Source organism: Pseudomonas sp. R5-89-07, assembly GCF_003851685.1.
Lineage (GTDB): Bacteria > Pseudomonadota > Gammaproteobacteria > Pseudomonadales > Pseudomonadaceae > Aquipseudomonas.
In genome coordinates, this window is record NZ_CP027727.1 from 947,075 (window position 1) to 965,651 (window position 18,577).

The window sequence follows — 18,577 nt, forward strand, 5'->3', positions numbered from 1 at the left end:
CTTTAAAGAATATTTGTAGCCTTGGTGACCAGAAAAATGGCGACCCCGAGGATGGCGACGCCAACTGCGGCTGTCGCCCCCAGATCTCCCCATTTCTTCTTGCCAAGTTGAATTTCGTGGTAGGTGCCGAAGGCATGCCAAGCAACGCCACTGAAAATGACGGCGCAGATGATGAGGCCAAGCAAAGAAAAACCGTCAAAGGCGTAGTTCTGCATGGTTTGCATCAGGTTAGAGCCTTCCCCTCGGGTAGGAGGCTGAGACTGCGGAAGTGCCGCCATGGTCAGTTGGGGGAGAGCAAGTAACCCGATCAGCATGCGGCCCGGTTTTAAAAAAGTAGTCATGGTGTAACTCCCATAGGGTCAACTAAGAACAAATGTGGTGAGGATCATGCAAAGCAGTAGGATGCGGACGACTGAGGTCGAGGCAATCGTTCGATCAAGGTTGCCAGTGGCCCATCCTCGGTAGCAGCTCCAGATAGCCCAGGCGCCCCACATAAAGATGATGGCAACAGCGACGCCGACGAAAAACAGGTAGCTCGTCGAGGCAGGGAATCCTCCCGCCGCTTGGAACGCAGCAGCCTGAGCGCCGCTCATGCTCATGGCTTGCGTCCTTCAGTCGTGTATTGGCCTGACAGCTCAACAGGATCACGAGGCTGGGCTCGGGTTGGGGTGAGATAGCCCTCCAACCCATGACGAATTCGGGCGATATCACCTGCTAGGCGCTGGTAATCGAAGAAGTAACGCTTGCCAGGTTCGTCGGCCACTTGTGCGCTACGACGCGCAGTGTCCTCCAAGGCATTTAACTGGCGGATCATCACATCCAGGTTTGCCTGTTCGGAGGCTGAAGCAGCGGCCGCATGAGAGACGGGCAAGCTGCATCCAAAAAGTACGATGAGGCCTGGCAAGGCAAGTCGGCAAGTGAGTGCAGTGAGACGCGGGTACTGGATCACGGCTGGGCTCTAGTCATTCCTGATGCCGTCAGCTTGCCGTGATCAAGCTATGGTCGCCGCAAGAAAACCATATTCAGGGCTGTAAGGATTTCTTCTGGCGGTACCGACTCCATCATTCACAGTGGATAGGGCGTTTGAAGAACAGCAGATACCCGGTGGGCAAGGCGAATCCGTAGGCCCATCCTTGGGCGTTTTGATTGCCAACCTTGATTTCTCCTTTGACCACGGGTTGGACGCTGACCAGCTCCCAGCCTTCGCGGCCTAAATGAGCGAGGCGGTTCTGACGTTCAGAATCTTCCAGGAAACCCTGGGTGTCGGGTTCAGTGGTGGGCTCTTCGGACTTGAACATGAGGAGTTTTTTTGTTCGGACAAGGTACTGAAAAGGAGAGAACTCAGTGTGGTATTCAAATTTCTGACGGTCCATGGCGACGTCCTCAATGTGCAGAGCTTCCAGGGTTTCAATATTGAGCGCGTGCCAGCAATCTGAAATAGTTTGTTGCTAAGCGCGTGATTTCTGAGGTTGGGGTGGAGAGGTCCGAGCATCGACGTAGCGTTGCATGATAGAAAGGACCATTGAATTCAGCGCTAGAATCTTCATTCCTCGCGTCACCGCCACGTACAGCAAATTCAACTCGTCATCTTTGCGACCTTGATCGATATCGGGTGAAAGCGGGTCAGCGCTAAAGTCGTCATACAGGCTGACAAAGTCCCACTCCAGCCCCTTGGCCTTGTGCCCAGTCGTGAGTGTCACGGTGGCGTCTAGCTCGTTATCTACCGAGCGGGAACGCAAGGTTTGGATCCGCTGTGGCAGGTCCGGATAGGCTGCAATAATCTTGATCGATCGCAACATCTCCGTGTCCTGGCTTACCTCGGCTATTTCCACGTACTGTGAAAAGTCCCGGTAATCTCGCAACAGCTTGCGGTTCTGCACTTCCTGATTACGGTTGCGGCTGAACAGGTATAAATCTTCCAGGTCGCGCAGCGAGTAACTGTCGATACCGCCAACCCAGAAAATCTTGGGGTTGCTTGCGACCAGCTGCAGGGCGTTCTCGATGACGCCGGTCACGGTACGATGGATAAACGTGCGATGCGGTAGCTCTTCAGGCAGAGCCCGTTTAACCAGGGTATTGCAACCTAACCCCTGCAGCTTTCGTGTCTCACCTTTGTAAAAAAGAATGATGTTGGCCACGTGCGCGACCGCAGGGCCGAAGCGAAAGCTTTGGGTCAGGTAGTGACGTTCGGCGTCGGCCATCCAGTCGCTGTTGAGCGCGTCTTCGGCACCGCGGAAGCGATAGATCTGCTGATGGGGATCGCCGACTGCCACCTTGCGAATCCGTTGGATTTTTACTATGTCGGCAATAACCGGGTTAACGTCTTGACCTTCATCGAGAAGGATGGCGTTAAATCGTTCGCTCAGGTCCGGCTTGCTTAGCTGATACAGCTTCAGGTACGCGTCATGGGTGATCGACATTCCAGTGTCCTGCAGATCGATCATCCGGTTCCAAATAGTTTTGGCCACGTTTAAAGCACTGTTCAGGAACCGCTCCTGGGCACTGGTGAGCATTCGTTGCCCCTGGAACCTGGGAAAATGCCCACGACCCAACTCGTCGTCGGCGCTGGCCATGAAGTTGTTCAGCGTGCTGAGGACGTCCCGCACGAGCTCCCAGTCCTGGGTGTTGATGGCCCTTGCGATATCCGTCAGGCGCAAGTTGTTAGTCTGCTTGGTGGCGTACTGACTGCCATAGACTGCGTATGCGAGGCCATGCGCCGTCTTACACACCACGTTTCTGCGTGGAAAGCGACCTCTGGCAGCGAGCTCGACGGATTTGTTGTAGCAGAGGTAGAGCATTTTCACCGAGGCGTGTTGTGTGGCGTAGCCCACCAGTGTTGTGGTTTTGCCGGTACCGGCGAAAGCCTGCACCAGCAGCTTGTCAGCCGTGGAATGGATGATGGGCTGCTGTTCTTGAGTCCACTGCATGGGCAGCTCCTAAAGGTATTTCTTGAAGCTTGAGACGGTGATGTAAACGGATACACCCAACAGCACCGCGCAGGGCAACAGAATCAAAAGTGGGCTGATGCTGATGGGGATGGCCAGGTAGACCGTCCAGGGCACGATGGTGAGCGGAATGATCGTCCCCCGGGCTTTGTGATACAGGTAACTTGACTCGCGGCCGGAGCCGAATTTTCGTAGATCACGCCGCACCAGGCCATCGACCAAGCCAGCGAACGCCGCCAGTGCGAACAGTGGAATCGTCAGCGTCAGAATGACCATCCGCACGCAAAAGGTCAGGACTGTGTATAACGCGGCTAAGCCATAGTCCTGGAAATTGATCATCGCCCGACCGAGTTCGTAGCGAAGGTTAAAGGTTCCCGCTTGTTGTGGTGATGTTGAGCGGGCGTACTGTGTCAGTGCATTTATGTTGTCCTGCATACCGGTTTTCACCATCAGCCAGTCATAGACCGTTTGTGCCAGCCAGGTCGCCGTACGCCCCGGCTCTTTGATGACAACGCTGTGCAGCAGATCCTGGGACAGCCAGCCCAGTTCGTGTTGGAACATCTGCTGAGCATGTTTCCAGCCGGCATCTGGCCAGAACGTGTACACGCACAGCCATTCAACGACGATGGCGCCGAGCAAGGAGCCGAACATCACCCCCAAGAAATGAAAAGGGGTGGAGAACAGCATGCCCAGGAAGTTTTTTTGACCTTCCTGTTGTTGCTGGGCTTTTTCCGCGATATCGGCCATGGCTCTGTTCCCTCAGGCCTATGCGGCTTTTCCGTTATTGGCCATCTGGCGGAAGTCGTCTACCAAGTCATCAGGAAGCGACTCACTTAATGCGTGATATCCCGGAGCTTGCCACCAGTCGCTGCTGGTTCCGGATCCTTTACGCATGCCCTCAACCAAGGCCTGAAGATCCTTGGGCATCACTTCATCGGGATCGCTTGCCGGCAACGGCATACGAATCTTCCACAAATTCCCGCCCTCTATCAGGGCAAAGCATTGCCCCTTGGGTAGGGCAACCACATGCGCAGGTTCGATCATCGGTACGCTGACACTTTGGATCTGATCGTGGGTGTTAGAGGTGAAAGCGGTGTTGCCGTTAATAGCGTCATTTGCACTGCTCGCTGGTGTACTGGTAAACACCTGGACCTTTGGCAACTGGTTGGTCAACAGCTCGGCGGTTGCAGTCTCACGTACACGTAACATGAACAGGTTGTTGAAGTTACCGATGACTTGCCCAGCTTTAGCCCGGTTACCGATTTTTGCCTCAATATCGCTCATGGTTTGGGTGTAGGCCGTGACCTGCATGCCGGCACCACCGCCTTTGTTAATCATCGGTATGAATTCATCGCCCATCAATTCGTTGAATTCGTCCGCATGCACGTTAATTGCGACCTTGCCGCCGGTCGCCCTGGGCAAGCCATCATCGATGCCAAACTTATAGATGTGGCCCGCAACTGACACCAGGTCGCTGAACATCGAGTTGCCCACCGCTGCAGCCACCTCTGTATCAGATAAAGCGTCCAGGCCGACATAGACCACTGCCCGTTTGCGGATGATCTGCATCCAGTCAAAGATTGGGCGTGGATCCTCAAGATCCATGTAGTCGGGAGATAGCAGCTCTGCAATCCGGCCTGTGGTCAGTTTTTCCAGCAATGGCAGAAGGCTGGCCACGATCTTGTCGAAATAGGTTTTGTCATAGCGTACAGCTGATCGCAGACCCTCCATCACTGGGTCGGAGATGCGTTGCTGAGTGAGGTACATGTCCAGGGCCACCACGCGTAGCGGTCGGTCCTTCATGGCGAAACTGAGGTTCTTACGATCGATTTTTCCTTCCAGCTCAACGATGGTTTGCCAAGCTTTGGGATCATTTTCAGCAAAGTGCTTCTGCGCATACTCGATGAACAGCGCGTCAATGTTTGTCACATGCTTGAGGATCTGTTCATAGTCCGGCCGACGTCCCAGTGCCACGAGGGCGCGCGCGATGATGTTGACGAAACGCCAGGCGAATTCCCGGAATGCCGCGGAATTGCCTTCCCCCGAAAGTTGGCCGGCAATGCGGGTTGCAACCTCCGAGATCCGACCAAACCGGCCGACGGCGTTGTAGCGCGCGGAGTGATCGGGCCAGCCTAGGTGGAACACGTAGAACTCCTCCAGTCGGTTTGCGCGCTTGCATTCGATGTACATGCGCTTCAGGAGGTCTGCATCGCCTTTAGGATCGAAGACAATTACCACCTCGCGGTCCAGGTTCATTTCTACATTGCGCTGGCTTCGATGAACGGGTTGCACGCGGCGCCCCATATGAACGCGGCGCCGGGGGCTACGGCGGGTACGCCTGATGTCTTGGGTGATAAACAACTCTGCCAGGCGGGTTTTTCCAACACGAGTAGTCCCCAATACAAGGGAGTGTCCAACCCGCTCACCCAGTGGCAGGCTGACATCCGCTTCGTTCGGCTCTATACCGTGTAAGCGCGGTAGCCCCCCGACAGGAGGAAGTGGACGCGCCGGGTTAAATGGCACATCCCATGAGGTAGCCTTTGACAGCAATTTGAGTGGAAAGGGCGCGAACTCCAAACGCTCCTCAATTCTGCGAGCAAAGGTATAGATAGAGGTGGGCTCGACATACTCGGCGTATTTTGGTAGGTAGGTCTCCATCAACCGCTGAGTATGCTTTTGGGTCCAGCGAAAGCCTTTACCGATGAATAGCCGCTCATTGCTGACCGGCATGTCTTTGCTGGTCATGGTGTAGTGGGGTAAGCGCCGAATATTGCGTCGGTAACGCAGCACCACTAACGCCTGTTTCAGGCGGACGAACCCTAGACCCAGAAAGCCTGCACCGGCAACCATGCCGAATAAGGGCGTCAGAGCAACCGCCCATGGCGCGAAAATACAAAGCAATGCCGCAGTGGCACATACGCAAACTGTGTACAGCTCGACGGCAGGGCGTAGTAACGACTCAATGGTGTAGGAGGTCGCCATGGATCACTTCCTATGAGTGAAAGGGGGGCAGTGGCCCCACTGTTTCGAAATGGAAAACGACAGGCCTGCCCGTCTCAGCGATCAGCCCATAGGACTTGGCCAGGCGGTATATGGGGTGGTAGCTGTTGAGGGAGTTGACGTGTCCAGCAATGCGCTCTCGCCAGACCTCCAGTGGCATCGCTGCCTTGCTCAAGTTACACGGCACGCACGCGGGCATCATGTTGCTGATGACGTGGTTCTCTGGCAGCCCCAAAATGATGGCACCGGTGTACTTGCCGTTCACCCTTTCAGGTTCTCGCCATACTGCTTCCTTGTGGTCCGCATGCCACCGGTCACCCAACAGCACACCGCAGTATGCGCAATGGCCTGCGAATTTAGCGTGAAGCTCGCAGCGTTGCTTCTTGGTCAGCTTCATGGGACCTAGCTCCTCCTTTGATGCGTGATGATGAATTGGCCAACTCTTGCCTCGCTTGCTCAACTGCCTCAGGCAGGCGTTCTTTCAGCCGCTGACATAGCTCCACCTCGTCACCAGGTACGCGAGCGATGACGGTGCCGCCATAGAGCTTGGCGACATAGGTGACCTGTTCAAAAAGCAGCTGGCCTGCGCGTGGGTCATCCGGTTGCTTGATGACCAAGGTGATGTGCGTAAGAGAGGCCATACCCTGGTTACTGCTGGATCGTTGTGGCAGTGATCAACAGCGGGTAATGCTGAATTCCCAGGCGCTGTGCCAGATCATTTGATGGTGCCGGGACCAACTGTAGATTTCCTGCCCATCGTTGGATTTCGGCAAACCGCTCGGCGCTGGCCACGTTAACCACTAGGCCAACTGCCTGCAGTTGCTGTAACTGATCGCGGCGCTGAGATAACCACTTTCTGGAGCTTTCATCGTCGCCTACAAGAAACAATGGTTGCAGGCCTGGAGCATTGATTACCCGGCCCTGTACCTGCCCGGGTGTCAGTTGGTCAGAGCGCACTGGAAACGAGCCTTGCCCACGCACACCAATATTCTCTGACTGTGCTGACTGCTCGGTAGGTTCTGGAGCCAGGTCCTGGTAGTAGGGCAGAGCGGAAACACCCCCTCGGTCTTCAACAACAATCAGCGAGGTGGCATGCACCGCTATGGGGGAGGCCAAACACAGCAAAACAGGCAGATGCAGCAATCTATTCATGGATTATTCGCCATCAGGTTGATACCGGTGACCCGGCTGAGGTGTTTGGCAAAAGCTCGTCGGTAGCGGGCAGCGGGTTCACCTCCGGCAGGGCGGTGGTACCGGCCAGCAGCGGTGATCCAATCGCCTCCTTTGGCTTTTTGTTCAGCCAGGATCTGGGCCGTAACCGAGAGGTTTTTGTACGGATCCAGCCCTTCGCAGGGATAGCTATAACGGTGGCCGTTGGCACCGATGTTGGTTTGTCCAAGACCGACGTCGACTCTATTTGGGCCTGCGGTCTGAAGGGCGATCATCAACGCTCTGCAAGCATCGCTGCGTGTCGCAAAGCGATATCCGGCGCCGGCGACATTCAACGTCCAGGGCCAGGGGACGATCTGGCCGCGAAGTCGGGTGCCACTCTCTTGCAGTGCAACGGAGTACAGCACCTCGGACGGAACGCCGGCAGGCAGGGCAATCAACTGATAGGCCGGTGGCGGAACCTCGGCACCGTTAGCAAATGCCGCGGTGAGCAGTAGCCCCCCCGTTAAAGCCGCGCGAATTACAGACGCTGCCATTGTCCATTCACCTCGCGTACCACGGCCGGCAGTTCACCGCCGAGTCCAAGGCCAAGCCATCGACCGGCATCGTGGTTCAGTGTGATCTGTCGGCTTCGCACGCTGGCCGGTTCGACTCCGGCCAAGATGGCCCAGCGGCGAATTATTTCGTCATCACCTTGACTACCAACGAAGTACAGATCAAAGGACTGTTTATGGTTTTGTAAGTCTTTGACGCGGTCAATACATGCGTTGCAACTGTCTTGAACAAAAACGGCTAGTCGTCCAGTGCCTTTCACAGCAGTTACCGCTCCCGAGCCTGGAGCAGATGCAGGGTTGGACGATAGTTGGATGACTTTTTCATTGGGGTAAAGACGTGCGAAGGCTTGGTCATAGGCCCTTTGGTACGCCAGTTCCTTATCGATACGCTGTCGCTCGGCTCGCACCTGCAGCTCTGCATAGCGTCGGCGCTCCTCCTCCGACTTCGCTTCGATGCCAAGTGCTGTCAGAGGATCCAGGCCTGGCGAATAGATTCCGCGAGGACCCTCCATCACAGTTTGAAAGCGGGACCATTCTTGGGGGGTTAATCCCCACTCGCGGGCGATTTCTGTCTGACTGGCTCCTTGAGAAGAGTTGTGAACTTCACTGTTCTGAGTGTTCGAGATCGACGTTGATTGCCCTGAAGCCGCATGACAGCCGTATGCAAACGCGAAGGTGGCCAAGCCTGCAATGAAACCCAAAATGTTCCTGGGCTTCATTGTTTTCGAGGAAGTGGTAGGGGAGTGCATAAAGGAGGTCCTATTGCGCGACGGTTACGGTTTGAGGTGTTCCGGCCACGTCAAAGCGTGCGGATCTTCCGTCCAGCGCGTTGAGTCGCCAGGCGGTGCCCGCCACAGCGTCACCAGGTCGGATAAGGTAAATTTGATTCAACTGCGTGCTGCCAGGCGGTGCTACGGACAAAAAGCGTTCACCGCCGCGATACTCGATACCGACAACGGTAAAAGGGGGTGTTTGCGGTGTGACAGTGGTGGTAGCGGGCGGTGTTGGCCGCTTTGTTTGGCGGGCAACGGGCTTAGGCTTGGGCTTGAGGGGAACAGCAGTGGTTTGTTTGATTCGTGACTGACTGAGTTCTTGAAGACGGCTATCGAGTGTTTCGACGCTGGCTTTGAGGACTACCAATTCACCAGCAGACGCAGCATTTTGAGAGATTTCTTGCGCTGACTCCGTCGCTTGCTTTGCATACGCTTGTGCGGCATCAATTCGATTCGATAAAGCCTGCTGCCCGGCCCGGAAGTCCTCATTGGTCACCAGGTGGTTGCCGGCTACCGTGTCCAGTCGCTCATCGACTTTGCCCAGCCGCGTCAACAACGCATCGAGCGACTCTTTGTCTGCAGTCGCAGCCAAGCTGTTGCTGAGTTGGGAGAGTTGATGATGCTCATAACCCAGAATGCCTGCCAATAATGCAAGGCACAGACTGAGTATCGCTGTGGTTCGAGTAGGGCGTGGTAGGTTCATGGGCGTCCTCGCGCAAAAGCGAATACACCCTCTCAAACCGGTCTCTTAGGTGCATCAGGAAATAGGTTTTCCAGGACGCATGGTTTTTGAAGTGTCGAGTTGGTTGCTGGTAAATTGGGATCGTTATAAAAAAATGGCCACCCGAAGGTGGCCGTCAAACTATGAAGCAATGAGCTGCCTTGCAAGTGTCATTTCAACTGAATCACCATCTTGGTTCAGCGAGTCGAGACCAGAATCTGGCACATCTCCCGACGTGCTTTGAGCCACGGCGATTTTCTTGGCCATCAACTGCAGGCAAGTAATCTGAGAGCTGCCGGCATAGCCAAAAAAAACAACCCGCACCGGCTGCTTTTGCCCAATCCGCCATGACCGTCGAGCTGCCTGTTGCAAGGTGTATACGTTGTACCCCGTCTGCAGGAACGCAATGGTCGGAAAATCGAGCAAATCCAACCCGGTCTTGACCAGCTCCGGGTTAGTGATCAGTACGTCGACACCTCTGTCTACCTGGTCGAGGATCCAATCCTCGCGCCTGGCGGTATCTACTGACGCCCTCAGGACCGCTACTTTCAAACAAGATTGCTCCAGCAGTCGTTTCAGGCGAGAGGTGGTGTCACGAGTGCCGCTGTACACGGTATAAGCCAGAACCTTTCGGCCTTTGGCTTTTTCCGTGAGGCAGAGGTCGAGCAGTGCTTTCTCCTTCGGCATTATTTGTTCATCTGCAAAGACCGAGGGAACGAACGCCAAGGTATTTTTGCTACGAGGGTGCTTAACGATCTCCGGTCGAAAGCAGCAGTCAGGCCATGCCAACAGCACGTTGAGCACTACCCCTAGCAAGGTAGTGTCTCGACGGGCCAGTGCCTGGCGAAGTTCCTGCGTCAGTTTTCCTGCCAGCTGCTGATACACCGACGCTTGTTCTGTAGACATGCTGATGTCGATAAATTCCTCCTGGTACGTCGGCAAGACGTTGCCACCGATATCTTTGAGTTTCAGAAACACGGTGAACGGCAACACAAAGCGGTGAATGCCTTTTGGGCCGAAGCCTGGGGCTTTCACCGTGCGCACCGAGAGTTTTTTTCCCTTGGCTGTTTTGTGTGACACGTTGTCCCGCTCGGTGTAAATGTCCTTCAATACGCCGTGGTCGCGCATGAATGACATCGCGGCCGGAGCCATACTTCCGCGCGCGTTTGGTTTGTAACCGTCCTCGATCATTCGCCGGGTAAGTATTCGGAACAGGAGGTAGAACAGATCATCGGCATAGCCACCCATGAGGGTGCCGGTCAGCAGCACGGTTTTACGTGCTTTCGCTGCCAATACACCCATGGCTTGGCCCTGGGCCGAGCCACTGTTTTTGTATTCATGTCCTTCGTCCACCACCAGCAGGTCGAAATATCCGTCTGGTAGGTAGCGCTTGATGAACTCGGTGGGTTGGTAACCGCCCTCGCCAAAGCCAAACTCAATGTTGGCCATGGCGCGCTCCATGCGTTTGGCTTGGCGGTCGCTGAAGATGAAATTGCCTTGGGCGTCCATCAGGTTGATGAATTCGCTAACGTTGTCGATCAGCATAGAGGCGAGGAAGTCCTCCCCGAAGTCATTCAGCAATCGGTCCGCACGTACTGGACCGATAGTCGGAATCCGACACATCGATTTTAGTATGGTCGCACGACGAGTTCCGTTTTCGGCTTTGCCCGGGCGCATCAGCGTCCAGAGTTGTCCTTGGCAATGAGGGCAGCTCCGACGGCGTTCCTCTCGGTGAAACTCTTCGACAGTGACCCGGTTGCCTTCTAAGTCCTCCAGAAGGCGTCCGCAGTCGGGGCATCCTGCGAAGTTGTATCCGCCGCTGGCACGACGTGGCCAACATACCGTACGCCAGTGATACCCCATGCGCATTCGCACGCGTCCGAGAATGAAGAACTCTTTGCGGCCATCGTAAGGATCCCCCAGTTGGTCACGTAGCTTGATCAGCTTAACCAGCGTATCGGGTCCGTTGAGAACCCACACGCGTGCGTCTGGGATGGTTTCGAGTATCTCCCGTCGCCATTTGTAGACCAGGTGTGGAGGAGAAACAACCAAAGTGCGGCGGTAGCCCGCACTGTGCATGACAGCCGCTACTGCGATGGCCATCATGGTTTTCCCAGTGCCCATTTCTGCATTGATAACGGCAGCCTGCTCGTTCCGGTCTAGCAATAAAGCCGCAACGGCCTGCACTACGTCAGCTTGAGCAGGGAAAGGCTGGCGTTTGAGTTCGCTCATAACCCGTTGATGGGCTTCGTTGAGGTTGCCGGAATAGACCGGTGGGTTAGAGCGGTTGAGGGAGTCCAGTAATTCATCACCGAATTCGTCGATGAACTCAGTCAGGCCGATGGCCAAGGGCGATACAGAGACTTTGGATAGGTCGTTCATGAGTGTTTCTCCAATAGGAACGAAACAGGGCATGCACGACACCCCGACGGGTATGGTGAATACCCTGCGGGTTGGTTAACGGATGGCCAAGTGGCGTGGTGGGTCAGTAGTCCGATGGCAGCAACACGGTTGTTGAACTGCGGTCAGCTTCGGTGATGATCCAGAGCCGGGTCTCATCGCCGGCGCATATGTCATAACAGGAGAACAATCGATCCCCGGAGGTCAGAGCCTGTTGGTTACTGCTCCAGTCTTCATTGGGCAGTTCCCCCCAGTCACCGGAGAAATGCCGTCGCAAGTAAGTGCTTGGATCGAGTTGTCCATGCTCCACCAGGTGGTGCACTGACTGGGTCAGCACTAAGCGGCCAGGTTCAAATGTCACTCGTGGTGGTGGGGTCAGTGTTGGTTGTGTCAGCGCCTCATCAGGTTCATGCGGCGTATCCGCCGATGAACTGATGGTGATCACGCGGCCTTCGTTGGCAGAGCCTGGCGTCATGTCCCATGCCCGAATGATGGGCACAAAACGATCAGTCAGGATCCTTACCTCGGACACGTTGCCGTCCTGATCCTCGGTGAACTCGGTCTTGCGGACCTTATCTTTGTAGGTATCGCCTTTGAGCACCAATACTCGGCCGGTTTTGGATTTCACTACGCCGGAAATTGCACCGGCAGCCAATGCCAACGCCAAGTGCCAGCGCGACAGCTCCCTCACGGGAGGTCGTGGCTGAGCGCCGCTTTGACCAAAGTGCAGTGTGAAGTCAGGCCACATGCCACGAAGTCTTTTGATTTCTTCGCTGAGCTGTTCAGGTTCAAGGCTGATACGGTAGAAGTGTTCCAGCTCGTTGGATGCCGGGAGAACCCTGTAGGGCTCCCATGGCCAACTGGTTGGTAACGCTTCCGCGCTCAATGTGCCGGCACCGATCGCCTGAAGGCGTGCGCGTACGTTTTTGACCTCTTGCGCTCGAGCGAGGTCCTGCCGGCGGATTCGTATACCGAAGATCACTACCTGTTTAAAGGTTGGATCAGCGGCTTTGTAGATCCGCAGTTCAGTAAAGTGATTGCATAGCCAACCACACAGCTCATCGTCCAGCACGTAGTGCGGAACAATCAGCACCAAGACTCCCCCGTACTGCAGCAGTGGTAGCGTCCGTTGATAGAACAACTTCTCCAGGCGCCGACGGCCGTTACCTTGGTACTGAGATGCACCTGCATGGTCAGCGACCAGGTCACCGTAGGGCGGGTTGAGCCAGAGCAAGCCGAAGGCCTGGCGGCTGATCATGGTGTCCATCAAGTCGCTGTGCAGCACGCAATCCAGCAGTGTCTTGCTGTGTTTGGCACGCTCCTGGTCATACTCGACTGCATAGGTCTCAACGCGGTCACGCCCGAGTGCATGAGCAGCTTCAGCTAAGGCAACGCCTTCACCTGCACAGGGATCGAAGATCCGCATCTTCCCGCTTGGGGATGGTGCCAACGCTTGTAGGGTGAGTTCCAGCGTCGTTTCGTCAGTGGGGTAGTAGCCATTGCGAGCGAAGTTGCGCGCCAATCGTGGGAACATCAAAGCCATGTTGAGGCTCCTGGGTCAATGCTCAAACTGAGCGTGGGTTGAGAGCTGCCCCTGGCGAATGAGCTCGCCTAGGGCTGTTTCGAGAACGTCGAGTTGCAACGACAAACGCCATGCCGCAACAGCACCGAACGTTCCAGGTAACAGCTGCAGCATGTCGTGTTGGGTGAGCAACCCCATTACCTGCTCCTGCCAATGAGGCAGTAGCGGTAATGGACAGGTGTCCTGTATCAACGGCCAAAGCCGTTGATGAGGTGACTGCCCGTTCTCAAGAAGGGCGTAGGCGAAGTGGTTGGCCCGATCCGGCTGTACGCAGCGTCGGTCAAACAACCAGAGGTGAATCAAGCTGCCGAATAACGTACCGCGCATTTGTCGCGTGGTGCGCTTCTCCAACAGATCGATGTTGGGGAAAACAGGAAGACTTTGGCCATCTACAACGATGTGAAACTGGCTTAGACCATCTTCTGTCGTGCCGAGGGTCAGCCTGGCCAGGAACTCCTGCAGCGCCGTGTCTCGACCCCATGCAGAGAGGAACACCAGGTTGCGTTGTTCGTCACACGCGCAAGCGTCGACGAAAAGATCATTGCACTCCTCGATTGGGAAGAGCGGGGTAGGGCTGGGCATGGGAACCTCCATAATGGAGGGGGAACCCGCCCGGAGGGGCGGTGAGCCCCTCGGGGGTGTTAGCAGTAAGTGTTATTGCTTGGGAAACAGCAGGTTGTCCGATTTGAACGTTTTATCGTTCGGGTCAAACGAGACCGTCTCGTCTTGAAATAGAGGGCTGTGCCCAGTGAGAAAAATTTGCCCCAGGTATTTGGGGCGAAGGGCAACGGCGGCATCGGCTTGTTCTGCCGTCATTTCGAGCTCCTCTACGAAGAAGTCCCAAAGCTCCTCATTCGTCGACACCTCGTTATTGGCGAGCTGATCTTCGATGTTTTCAAGGATTTCTTGGGTCAGGTTATTGAAGATTGGATTCATGTGCTGCTCCTGCTGAGTCGAGGAGCGCCCAGGAGGGAGCCCCTCATGGGTTATGCCGATTGGCTTGGCGTATCGCGGGCTTCGTCAGGTATTGGAGATATTCCATACCTGCAGTTTGAAGTTGTGTACATAGCCGAGCTCAGAGAGCCGACTGCACTGTTGGCGTAGTTGCTGACGATCAACAGTTGTGTCCAGCCTGACTGTATCGCTTAGAGGCCAGATTGTGCCGAACAACTCGGCATCTGCCTCGAGGTCGTTGGTTCCGCCGGTCGGGGTCATCCCAAACGGGGCTTCCTCTTTTGATACCTGTTTATTGGAGGCCGGTACTGCGGGCGGATTATTCCGCTGCACTGGCTTGGAGAGGTTGGAGGAAGACTCTTCATCCATAGGGTCAGGCTCGTTTGGCGAGAGCCTGGCGGCGTCTTCTGGTGTCAGATTGTCCACGTCGTCGAGGCTCATGCTTTCCAGCTTTGCACGGATCTCAACGACCAGGCGACCTGCTGTGGAGTAATACGAAGGACGGATCTCCGTTATCAGAAAGTCGCCTCGGTATTTTCCTTCATCGTACTGATCAAGGAGTGCGTCTTTGATCACGAACTCACCGATAGAGGTCGAGAGCCGTCCGACGTTGAATTCGCCATTGCGGCCACTGATGGTACGGATGGCCAGTTGGCCGGGGATGTTGATCATGGGCAGCTCCACACTGCTACGAATGAAAAAAGCCCGACAGATGTCGGGCTTTGGGTATTGCTGTGAATGTCGAAGGATTATGGGCAAGAAGTATGAGTTTCTTCCTTGAGTGAGATGTACAGATAGAAAACGCCTGGCGGTGATTCTATGCGGTCAAGTTTTAGGTCCAGCCAGACTCGATCGGTGTTATTGCCGGCAGGCAATAAACGATAGAGGCCGAAATGGATCTGTGTGCTGTCAGGTTGCAAATGCAGTTCTCGATAGGCCTCCAGGACAACATCGCCCAGTCGCTCACTGACAACACTTGCATCCTGTGGGTTTTCAATATGCACCGCTTCCTGCCAGGCCCGGGGTGTTAAAACGACCGGGAGCTTGAGCAGGTCAGACGACACGAGGTTAGTGGTGGTTTGCATGTTTATCTCCAGGTGCGAAAACCACCTGGCCCGTTCGGGAGATGGTTTCCCGTTGGGTGGTTATGCTGTTGTAGAGTCAGTGTGAGAGTCAGCTAATGCCAGTTGGCGATTTAGTAATACTCGGGGTGGTTGATCTCATCTTCCAACTCCCAACGAGCTCTTCGATATTCCTTGAGAAGTCCGTACTCCGATAACAGTGGGCTGTTTTTGGGAGTGAATTCATCTCGATGGTCCATCTTTGCCAATGAGATAACGCCATCCAGAACTTCTAACCAAAGGTCAGAAGTAAGGGTGTAGCGCGGGTCGTCATCGGGATCGAGCGCCGGGTTGCTCGGAAGTAGTTTATCCAGCTCGCTGTAAACACTAGCTTGAGCAGCTAAAAGACCAATTTCGGTCAGCAGCGGCAGTCGTTGAGGATTCATCATCATGGTTTATCTCCAGAGTTCGGAAATCACCAATCCCGAAGGGAGGCGTTCCCTTCGGTACGAATATTGAAAGGCGCCCAGGGGGCGCCATGATTTCAATCATGCAGATTGACGTTGTTCAGGTTCTGGTTGTCCATGGGCGTCATCCGAATCATCTCCAGCAGCACCATCCTGGGCAGGAAGGGGCTCAGCAGAGTCTTTCGGTTTGGCTTCATAGACAGTTACCCCATCCACCTTGATCCAGCCGATAAACAACAGGCGTCCCTTGAGGCTTGCTCCAGGTTGACCTTTTTTATCGCCTTTTTCGTAGGTAAATGCGTCGGTCCAGATATCACCGATTCGGAAGCTCACAAGGACCTTCTTTCCGGCTTCAACGGCTGCTTGGCTGCGACGAATCAGCTTTTCAGCTTCAGCGCCGACCACGTTGCAGTCGATATAGGAATACTCGGCATCATCCATCGAGCCGCGCAGTGCCGCAACGGTAACTGCCATGAATGGCTTACCTTTGCCGCGAGGTTTCACTTCACGGATACGGTTGAGATAACCGATACCAGTGGTGTGAAGGTCGAAGAATTTTGCTTCGTTGGATTGATTAGTGCTCATGGTGATTCTCCAGTTTCGAAATAACAGAAAGCGGAGAAACACTTCGCCCTAGGGGGGAAAAGTATTCCCCGCGAGGGTGGGTGGAGTTTAAGGTTGTTTAATGCATCAGCTTCATTGCAGCAATCATTACACCGACAGCTGCAGACAACATGACGCCCATGCGAATGGTGAGCTTGACTTCAAGCTGTGAAATCTCAGATTTGAACTCTGCAGCAAGAGCAGTTAAATCTGCCTTGGTAGCCAAACGTGAAAGCATGTCGGTCTCCAAAGCTTCAATAACAGCATTTGCCTTCTGTTCCGGGACGTTAATAGAAATCAACGCCTGGTAGAGAGCCAGTTCAGTTTTCATCAGACCTCCAAAAGTGAGAGGCCTGCCCTGACGGGTAGGCCCGTCATGGGTGGGAAAGGTGCTTCCATCGACTAAGTCGACTGATCGCGCTACCGGAAGCTATGGCGATCTTGGGAATGGATCAATGCGGAAAACCGCATCGTAGTCTTGCGGATCCAGACTACTTGGGCATGTTGCTGACAACGTCAGCGATACATGTGTAGATCATGGAAATACGATTGTCGCTTGTCAAGCCCCTACTGTGAATACTCTAAGGAAACCTTCCCGTTGGGAAGGCTCCCTACAGAGGCGAAGGGCGCAGACTTAGCAAGTTGCTGGCGCCAACGAGCGTGCAGCTGGCTTCTTACGCGATTTCCGAGCAGGCTTTTCGACCACTCGAGTGTTAGCCGCGTACCAAAGGTTCAGGTCGACACCTTTGCGAGTTATTGCCGGTACATGATCCATCTCACGTACGAGACGCTCAGGTACGCAAGGCGGTGGAAGCAACGGAGCTGCTTTGGTATGGATAGCTATGGGTGCAGCGCTGGTTTTCTTCACCGCACGCAGAAACTGACGCGTGATGGTGCCAACCGCGAAACCGAAGCCATAAGCAAGTTTGGACATGGTGATTCTCCTGCAGGTTGAATGCGGAGAACCCACTGACCCTGTCGGGGAAGTGATTCCCCGCGAGGTGAGTTGCATAAGGTGCTTCTATCGACGATTGTCGACCGACCGCGCTACCAGAAGCTCAGCGGCCTTGGGCGGATCTGACACGAAAATCGTGTCGCAGTCTTCAAGATCCTGACTGCCTGGGCATGATGCTGACGACGTCAGCAAAGCACGTTCATATCATCGAAGGGGAGAGGGTGATGTGTCAAGCGGGGAGGGAAATTTCGGGGAGGGCGAAGCAGGTTCATGTCGACAGGAGAAGCTACCGAGAGTAGCTGGGTCAACAGTCACTCTCGGATGTAGTAAGAAGCGTCTTTCAGAAAAAAATACCACCTGTGTGGGATGAAGGCGTTATCGATCCCTGGGCTGTGATCTGAACGTCTCACTTCCTACACCTGGCCGATTATCGTGGCTGAGGCCAGCAAACATAAGGCACGCATCCGCGCACAAAGGGAGCCCTGCGTTTCGCCGGCGGGCCACCGGCAAGGAAAAGCAGCTACCAATAGGTAGCCTGATCATCCTTTGCAAGATGATCAGGCTACCTATTGTGTAAGCTTTAAAAAGTGTGGGCCACAACACCAGTGTGGCCCTAAGACTACGGTGCTTCGAACCTCAACAGAGCCCTATGTGCCTTTGAACTCGCAATTCACGAGTTAGACGGCTGCGTGTCTGGCTTGAACAGGGAGACACAGGGAGAGCTCTGAACCAGGTCCGCACGCCCTTCCCGGAGCTATGCGTGCTTTGGGGTTGGTGATAAGGCAAGCCGTATCACCGGGCGCTACTGATGACCGCCAGTAGCCAACGGGGTGGAAACGTTGTTGCGAGCATTATGTTGATAGGCCGGAGCTTATGCAACCCAGTGCCTTTCAAAGTCGCTCTACTCCAGACTAATTGATGGCGACAATCGCACCCTCGGGCACGGGGGGAGGAATCGCTATAGCAGTCGTCCCAGATATCTGTGAAATCAGCATCCCTGAACGCTTTACACCAACTGTAGTTGTCTTTGTCAGATCTACCAGCACCGAGGCCAAGCCTGACGGTGCAACCCCATCAAAATAGGTATAAGCCGTTCCGGCTGTGATGTAAGAACCTATGCCCATAGGTTTGACAAACCACCCAGGTAAGTTGAGCGCAGAATCGTTCGGTATTCCACTGAAGCCCGGGTTGGACTGAGCAAATTCGGTTGCTGCAGATCGGTACACCAGAAAGCCGCGACCCAGCGAGTCGAGGGTCGCGTAGTCGGATATACGTTGGTCCTGATGTTGGTTCTCCATGAATATACTGGAGGCAATGAGCACCACCATCAAAACGAGCCATTGCATTGTCATGACATGAGCTCCATCTGCAGAACGGTGGTTGTTACCACCT

The 18,577-nt window shown here is 54.8% G+C and carries 24 protein-coding genes; all 24 read right to left on the reverse strand.

Annotated elements, in window-relative coordinates:
* Window positions 1-2: 2 nt before the first annotated feature.
* Complete coding sequence (locus C4J94_RS04175; protein ID WP_124369572.1) at window positions 3-341, reverse strand: TIGR03745 family integrating conjugative element membrane protein; 339 nt, start codon at window positions 339-341, stop codon at window positions 3-5.
* A gap of 18 nt (window positions 342-359) precedes the next feature.
* Window positions 360-599, reverse strand: coding sequence for a TIGR03758 family integrating conjugative element protein (locus C4J94_RS04180; protein ID WP_032877922.1), 240 nt, complete (start codon window positions 597-599; stop codon window positions 360-362).
* Window positions 596-904 (reverse strand): RAQPRD family integrative conjugative element protein, encoded by a 309-nt coding sequence (locus tag C4J94_RS04185; protein ID WP_256657715.1) that lies wholly within the window; start codon window positions 902-904, stop codon window positions 596-598. Before C4J94_RS04185 ends, C4J94_RS04180 begins: the two co-directional genes overlap by 4 nt.
* A 157-nt stretch (window positions 905-1,061) precedes the next feature.
* Window positions 1,062-1,373 carry a hypothetical protein gene (locus tag C4J94_RS04190; RefSeq protein WP_124369574.1) on the reverse strand — a complete coding sequence of 104 codons (312 nt, stop codon included), beginning with the start codon at window positions 1,371-1,373 and terminating at the stop codon, window positions 1,062-1,064.
* Window positions 1,374-1,448: 75 nt separating this feature from the next.
* Window positions 1,449-2,927 (reverse strand): UvrD-helicase domain-containing protein, encoded by a 1,479-nt coding sequence (locus C4J94_RS04195; RefSeq protein ID WP_124369575.1) that lies wholly within the window; start codon window positions 2,925-2,927, stop codon window positions 1,449-1,451.
* Window positions 2,928-2,936: 9 nt separating this feature from the next.
* Entirely contained in the window at window positions 2,937-3,692 is a 756-nt protein-coding gene (locus C4J94_RS04200) for a TIGR03747 family integrating conjugative element membrane protein (protein ID WP_124385077.1), read from the reverse strand.
* Between the two features lie 18 nt (window positions 3,693-3,710).
* The gene (gene traD / locus C4J94_RS04205) at window positions 3,711-5,927 is read right to left on the reverse strand and encodes a type IV conjugative transfer system coupling protein TraD (protein WP_124385078.1); all 2,217 of its coding nucleotides are present in this window, start codon (window positions 5,925-5,927) and stop codon (window positions 3,711-3,713) included.
* A gap of 10 nt (window positions 5,928-5,937) precedes the next feature.
* Window positions 5,938-6,342, reverse strand: coding sequence for an HNH endonuclease (locus tag C4J94_RS04210; RefSeq protein WP_124369578.1), 405 nt, complete (start codon window positions 6,340-6,342; stop codon window positions 5,938-5,940).
* A complete protein-coding gene (locus C4J94_RS27550) occupies window positions 6,302-6,586 on the reverse strand; it encodes a hypothetical protein (protein ID WP_164485553.1) in 285 nt (94 codons plus the stop codon). Before C4J94_RS27550 ends, C4J94_RS04210 begins: the two co-directional genes overlap by 41 nt.
* A 7-nt stretch (window positions 6,587-6,593) precedes the next feature.
* Window positions 6,594-7,097 carry an integrating conjugative element protein gene (locus tag C4J94_RS04215; RefSeq protein ID WP_124369579.1) on the reverse strand — a complete coding sequence of 168 codons (504 nt, stop codon included), beginning with the start codon at window positions 7,095-7,097 and terminating at the stop codon, window positions 6,594-6,596.
* Window positions 7,094-7,651 carry a lytic transglycosylase gene (locus C4J94_RS04220; protein ID WP_008437382.1) on the reverse strand — a complete coding sequence of 186 codons (558 nt, stop codon included), beginning with the start codon at window positions 7,649-7,651 and terminating at the stop codon, window positions 7,094-7,096. The genes C4J94_RS04215 and C4J94_RS04220 overlap by 4 nt, the downstream gene beginning before the upstream one ends.
* Window positions 7,636-8,388 carry a TIGR03759 family integrating conjugative element protein gene (locus tag C4J94_RS04225; protein ID WP_124372390.1) on the reverse strand — a complete coding sequence of 251 codons (753 nt, stop codon included), beginning with the start codon at window positions 8,386-8,388 and terminating at the stop codon, window positions 7,636-7,638. The genes C4J94_RS04220 and C4J94_RS04225 overlap by 16 nt, the downstream gene beginning before the upstream one ends.
* Window positions 8,389-8,428: 40 nt before the next feature.
* A complete protein-coding gene (locus C4J94_RS04230) occupies window positions 8,429-9,145 on the reverse strand; it encodes a methyl-accepting chemotaxis protein (protein ID WP_124369580.1) in 717 nt (238 codons plus the stop codon).
* A gap of 159 nt (window positions 9,146-9,304) precedes the next feature.
* Window positions 9,305-11,545, reverse strand: coding sequence for a DEAD/DEAH box helicase (locus tag C4J94_RS04235; RefSeq protein WP_124385079.1), 2,241 nt, complete (start codon window positions 11,543-11,545; stop codon window positions 9,305-9,307).
* Between the two features lie 103 nt (window positions 11,546-11,648).
* Window positions 11,649-13,106 (reverse strand): DUF6094 domain-containing protein, encoded by a 1,458-nt coding sequence (locus C4J94_RS04240; protein ID WP_124369582.1) that lies wholly within the window; start codon window positions 13,104-13,106, stop codon window positions 11,649-11,651.
* Between the two features lie 15 nt (window positions 13,107-13,121).
* A complete protein-coding gene (locus C4J94_RS04245; RefSeq protein ID WP_124385080.1) occupies window positions 13,122-13,727 on the reverse strand; it encodes a hypothetical protein in 606 nt (201 codons plus the stop codon).
* A 72-nt stretch (window positions 13,728-13,799) separates the two neighbouring features.
* Window positions 13,800-14,081: a hypothetical protein gene (locus C4J94_RS04250; protein ID WP_124369584.1), complete on the reverse strand. Its 282-nt coding sequence runs from the start codon at window positions 14,079-14,081 to the stop codon at window positions 13,800-13,802.
* Window positions 14,082-14,165: 84 nt separating this feature from the next.
* Window positions 14,166-14,771: a DUF3275 family protein gene (locus C4J94_RS04255; RefSeq protein ID WP_124369585.1), complete on the reverse strand. Its 606-nt coding sequence runs from the start codon at window positions 14,769-14,771 to the stop codon at window positions 14,166-14,168.
* Window positions 14,772-14,848: 77 nt separating this feature from the next.
* On the reverse strand, window positions 14,849-15,184 hold the full coding sequence (locus C4J94_RS04260; protein ID WP_082236564.1) for a hypothetical protein: 336 nt from the start codon (window positions 15,182-15,184) through the stop codon (window positions 14,849-14,851).
* Between the two features lie 110 nt (window positions 15,185-15,294).
* Complete coding sequence (locus C4J94_RS04265; protein ID WP_124369586.1) at window positions 15,295-15,612, reverse strand: hypothetical protein; 318 nt, start codon at window positions 15,610-15,612, stop codon at window positions 15,295-15,297.
* 96 nt (window positions 15,613-15,708) lie between these two features.
* Complete coding sequence (locus C4J94_RS04270) at window positions 15,709-16,212, reverse strand: STY4534 family ICE replication protein (RefSeq protein ID WP_124369587.1); 504 nt, start codon at window positions 16,210-16,212, stop codon at window positions 15,709-15,711.
* 97 nt (window positions 16,213-16,309) lie between these two features.
* A complete protein-coding gene (locus C4J94_RS04275; RefSeq protein WP_008437363.1) occupies window positions 16,310-16,561 on the reverse strand; it encodes a hypothetical protein in 252 nt (83 codons plus the stop codon).
* A 303-nt stretch (window positions 16,562-16,864) separates the two neighbouring features.
* Window positions 16,865-17,164: a hypothetical protein gene (locus tag C4J94_RS04280; protein WP_124369588.1), complete on the reverse strand. Its 300-nt coding sequence runs from the start codon at window positions 17,162-17,164 to the stop codon at window positions 16,865-16,867.
* Between the two features lie 932 nt (window positions 17,165-18,096).
* Complete coding sequence (gene pilM, locus C4J94_RS04285; protein WP_124369589.1) at window positions 18,097-18,537, reverse strand: type IV pilus biogenesis protein PilM; 441 nt, start codon at window positions 18,535-18,537, stop codon at window positions 18,097-18,099.
* Window positions 18,538-18,577 lie beyond the last annotated feature (40 nt).

What these genes read in the sequence shown, in the direction of transcription:
- C4J94_RS04175 (WP_124369572.1), bottom strand. Translation starts at nt 341, where the DNA reads ATGACTACTTTTTTAAAACCGGGCCGCATGCTGATCGGGTTACTTGCT.
- C4J94_RS04180 (WP_032877922.1), bottom strand. Translation starts at nt 599, where the DNA reads ATGAGCATGAGCGGCGCTCAGGCTGCTGCGTTCCAAGCGGCGGGAGGA.
- C4J94_RS04190 (WP_124369574.1), bottom strand. Translation starts at nt 1,373, where the DNA reads ATGGACCGTCAGAAATTTGAATACCACACTGAGTTCTCTCCTTTTCAG.
- C4J94_RS04195 (WP_124369575.1), bottom strand. Translation starts at nt 2,927, where the DNA reads ATGCAGTGGACTCAAGAACAGCAGCCCATCATCCATTCCACGGCTGAC.
- C4J94_RS04200 (WP_124385077.1), bottom strand. Translation starts at nt 3,692, where the DNA reads ATGGCCGATATCGCGGAAAAAGCCCAGCAACAACAGGAAGGTCAAAAA.
- traD (WP_124385078.1), bottom strand. Translation starts at nt 5,927, where the DNA reads ATGGCGACCTCCTACACCATTGAGTCGTTACTACGCCCTGCCGTCGAG.
- C4J94_RS04210 (WP_124369578.1), bottom strand. Translation starts at nt 6,342, where the DNA reads ATGAAGCTGACCAAGAAGCAACGCTGCGAGCTTCACGCTAAATTCGCA.
- C4J94_RS27550 (WP_164485553.1), bottom strand. Translation starts at nt 6,586, where the DNA reads ATGGCCTCTCTTACGCACATCACCTTGGTCATCAAGCAACCGGATGAC.
- C4J94_RS04215 (WP_124369579.1), bottom strand. Translation starts at nt 7,097, where the DNA reads ATGAATAGATTGCTGCATCTGCCTGTTTTGCTGTGTTTGGCCTCCCCC.
- C4J94_RS04220 (WP_008437382.1), bottom strand. Translation starts at nt 7,651, where the DNA reads ATGGCAGCGTCTGTAATTCGCGCGGCTTTAACGGGGGGGCTACTGCTC.
- C4J94_RS04225 (WP_124372390.1), bottom strand. Translation starts at nt 8,388, where the DNA reads ATGAAGCCCAGGAACATTTTGGGTTTCATTGCAGGCTTGGCCACCTTC.
- C4J94_RS04230 (WP_124369580.1), bottom strand. Translation starts at nt 9,145, where the DNA reads ATGAACCTACCACGCCCTACTCGAACCACAGCGATACTCAGTCTGTGC.
- C4J94_RS04235 (WP_124385079.1), bottom strand. Translation starts at nt 11,545, where the DNA reads ATGAACGACCTATCCAAAGTCTCTGTATCGCCCTTGGCCATCGGCCTG.
- C4J94_RS04240 (WP_124369582.1), bottom strand. Translation starts at nt 13,106, where the DNA reads ATGGCTTTGATGTTCCCACGATTGGCGCGCAACTTCGCTCGCAATGGC.
- C4J94_RS04245 (WP_124385080.1), bottom strand. Translation starts at nt 13,727, where the DNA reads ATGCCCAGCCCTACCCCGCTCTTCCCAATCGAGGAGTGCAATGATCTT.
- C4J94_RS04250 (WP_124369584.1), bottom strand. Translation starts at nt 14,081, where the DNA reads ATGAATCCAATCTTCAATAACCTGACCCAAGAAATCCTTGAAAACATC.
- C4J94_RS04255 (WP_124369585.1), bottom strand. Translation starts at nt 14,771, where the DNA reads ATGATCAACATCCCCGGCCAACTGGCCATCCGTACCATCAGTGGCCGC.
- C4J94_RS04260 (WP_082236564.1), bottom strand. Translation starts at nt 15,184, where the DNA reads ATGCAAACCACCACTAACCTCGTGTCGTCTGACCTGCTCAAGCTCCCG.
- C4J94_RS04265 (WP_124369586.1), bottom strand. Translation starts at nt 15,612, where the DNA reads ATGATGATGAATCCTCAACGACTGCCGCTGCTGACCGAAATTGGTCTT.
- C4J94_RS04270 (WP_124369587.1), bottom strand. Translation starts at nt 16,212, where the DNA reads ATGAGCACTAATCAATCCAACGAAGCAAAATTCTTCGACCTTCACACC.
- C4J94_RS04275 (WP_008437363.1), bottom strand. Translation starts at nt 16,561, where the DNA reads ATGAAAACTGAACTGGCTCTCTACCAGGCGTTGATTTCTATTAACGTC.
- C4J94_RS04280 (WP_124369588.1), bottom strand. Translation starts at nt 17,164, where the DNA reads ATGTCCAAACTTGCTTATGGCTTCGGTTTCGCGGTTGGCACCATCACG.
- pilM (WP_124369589.1), bottom strand. Translation starts at nt 18,537, where the DNA reads ATGACAATGCAATGGCTCGTTTTGATGGTGGTGCTCATTGCCTCCAGT.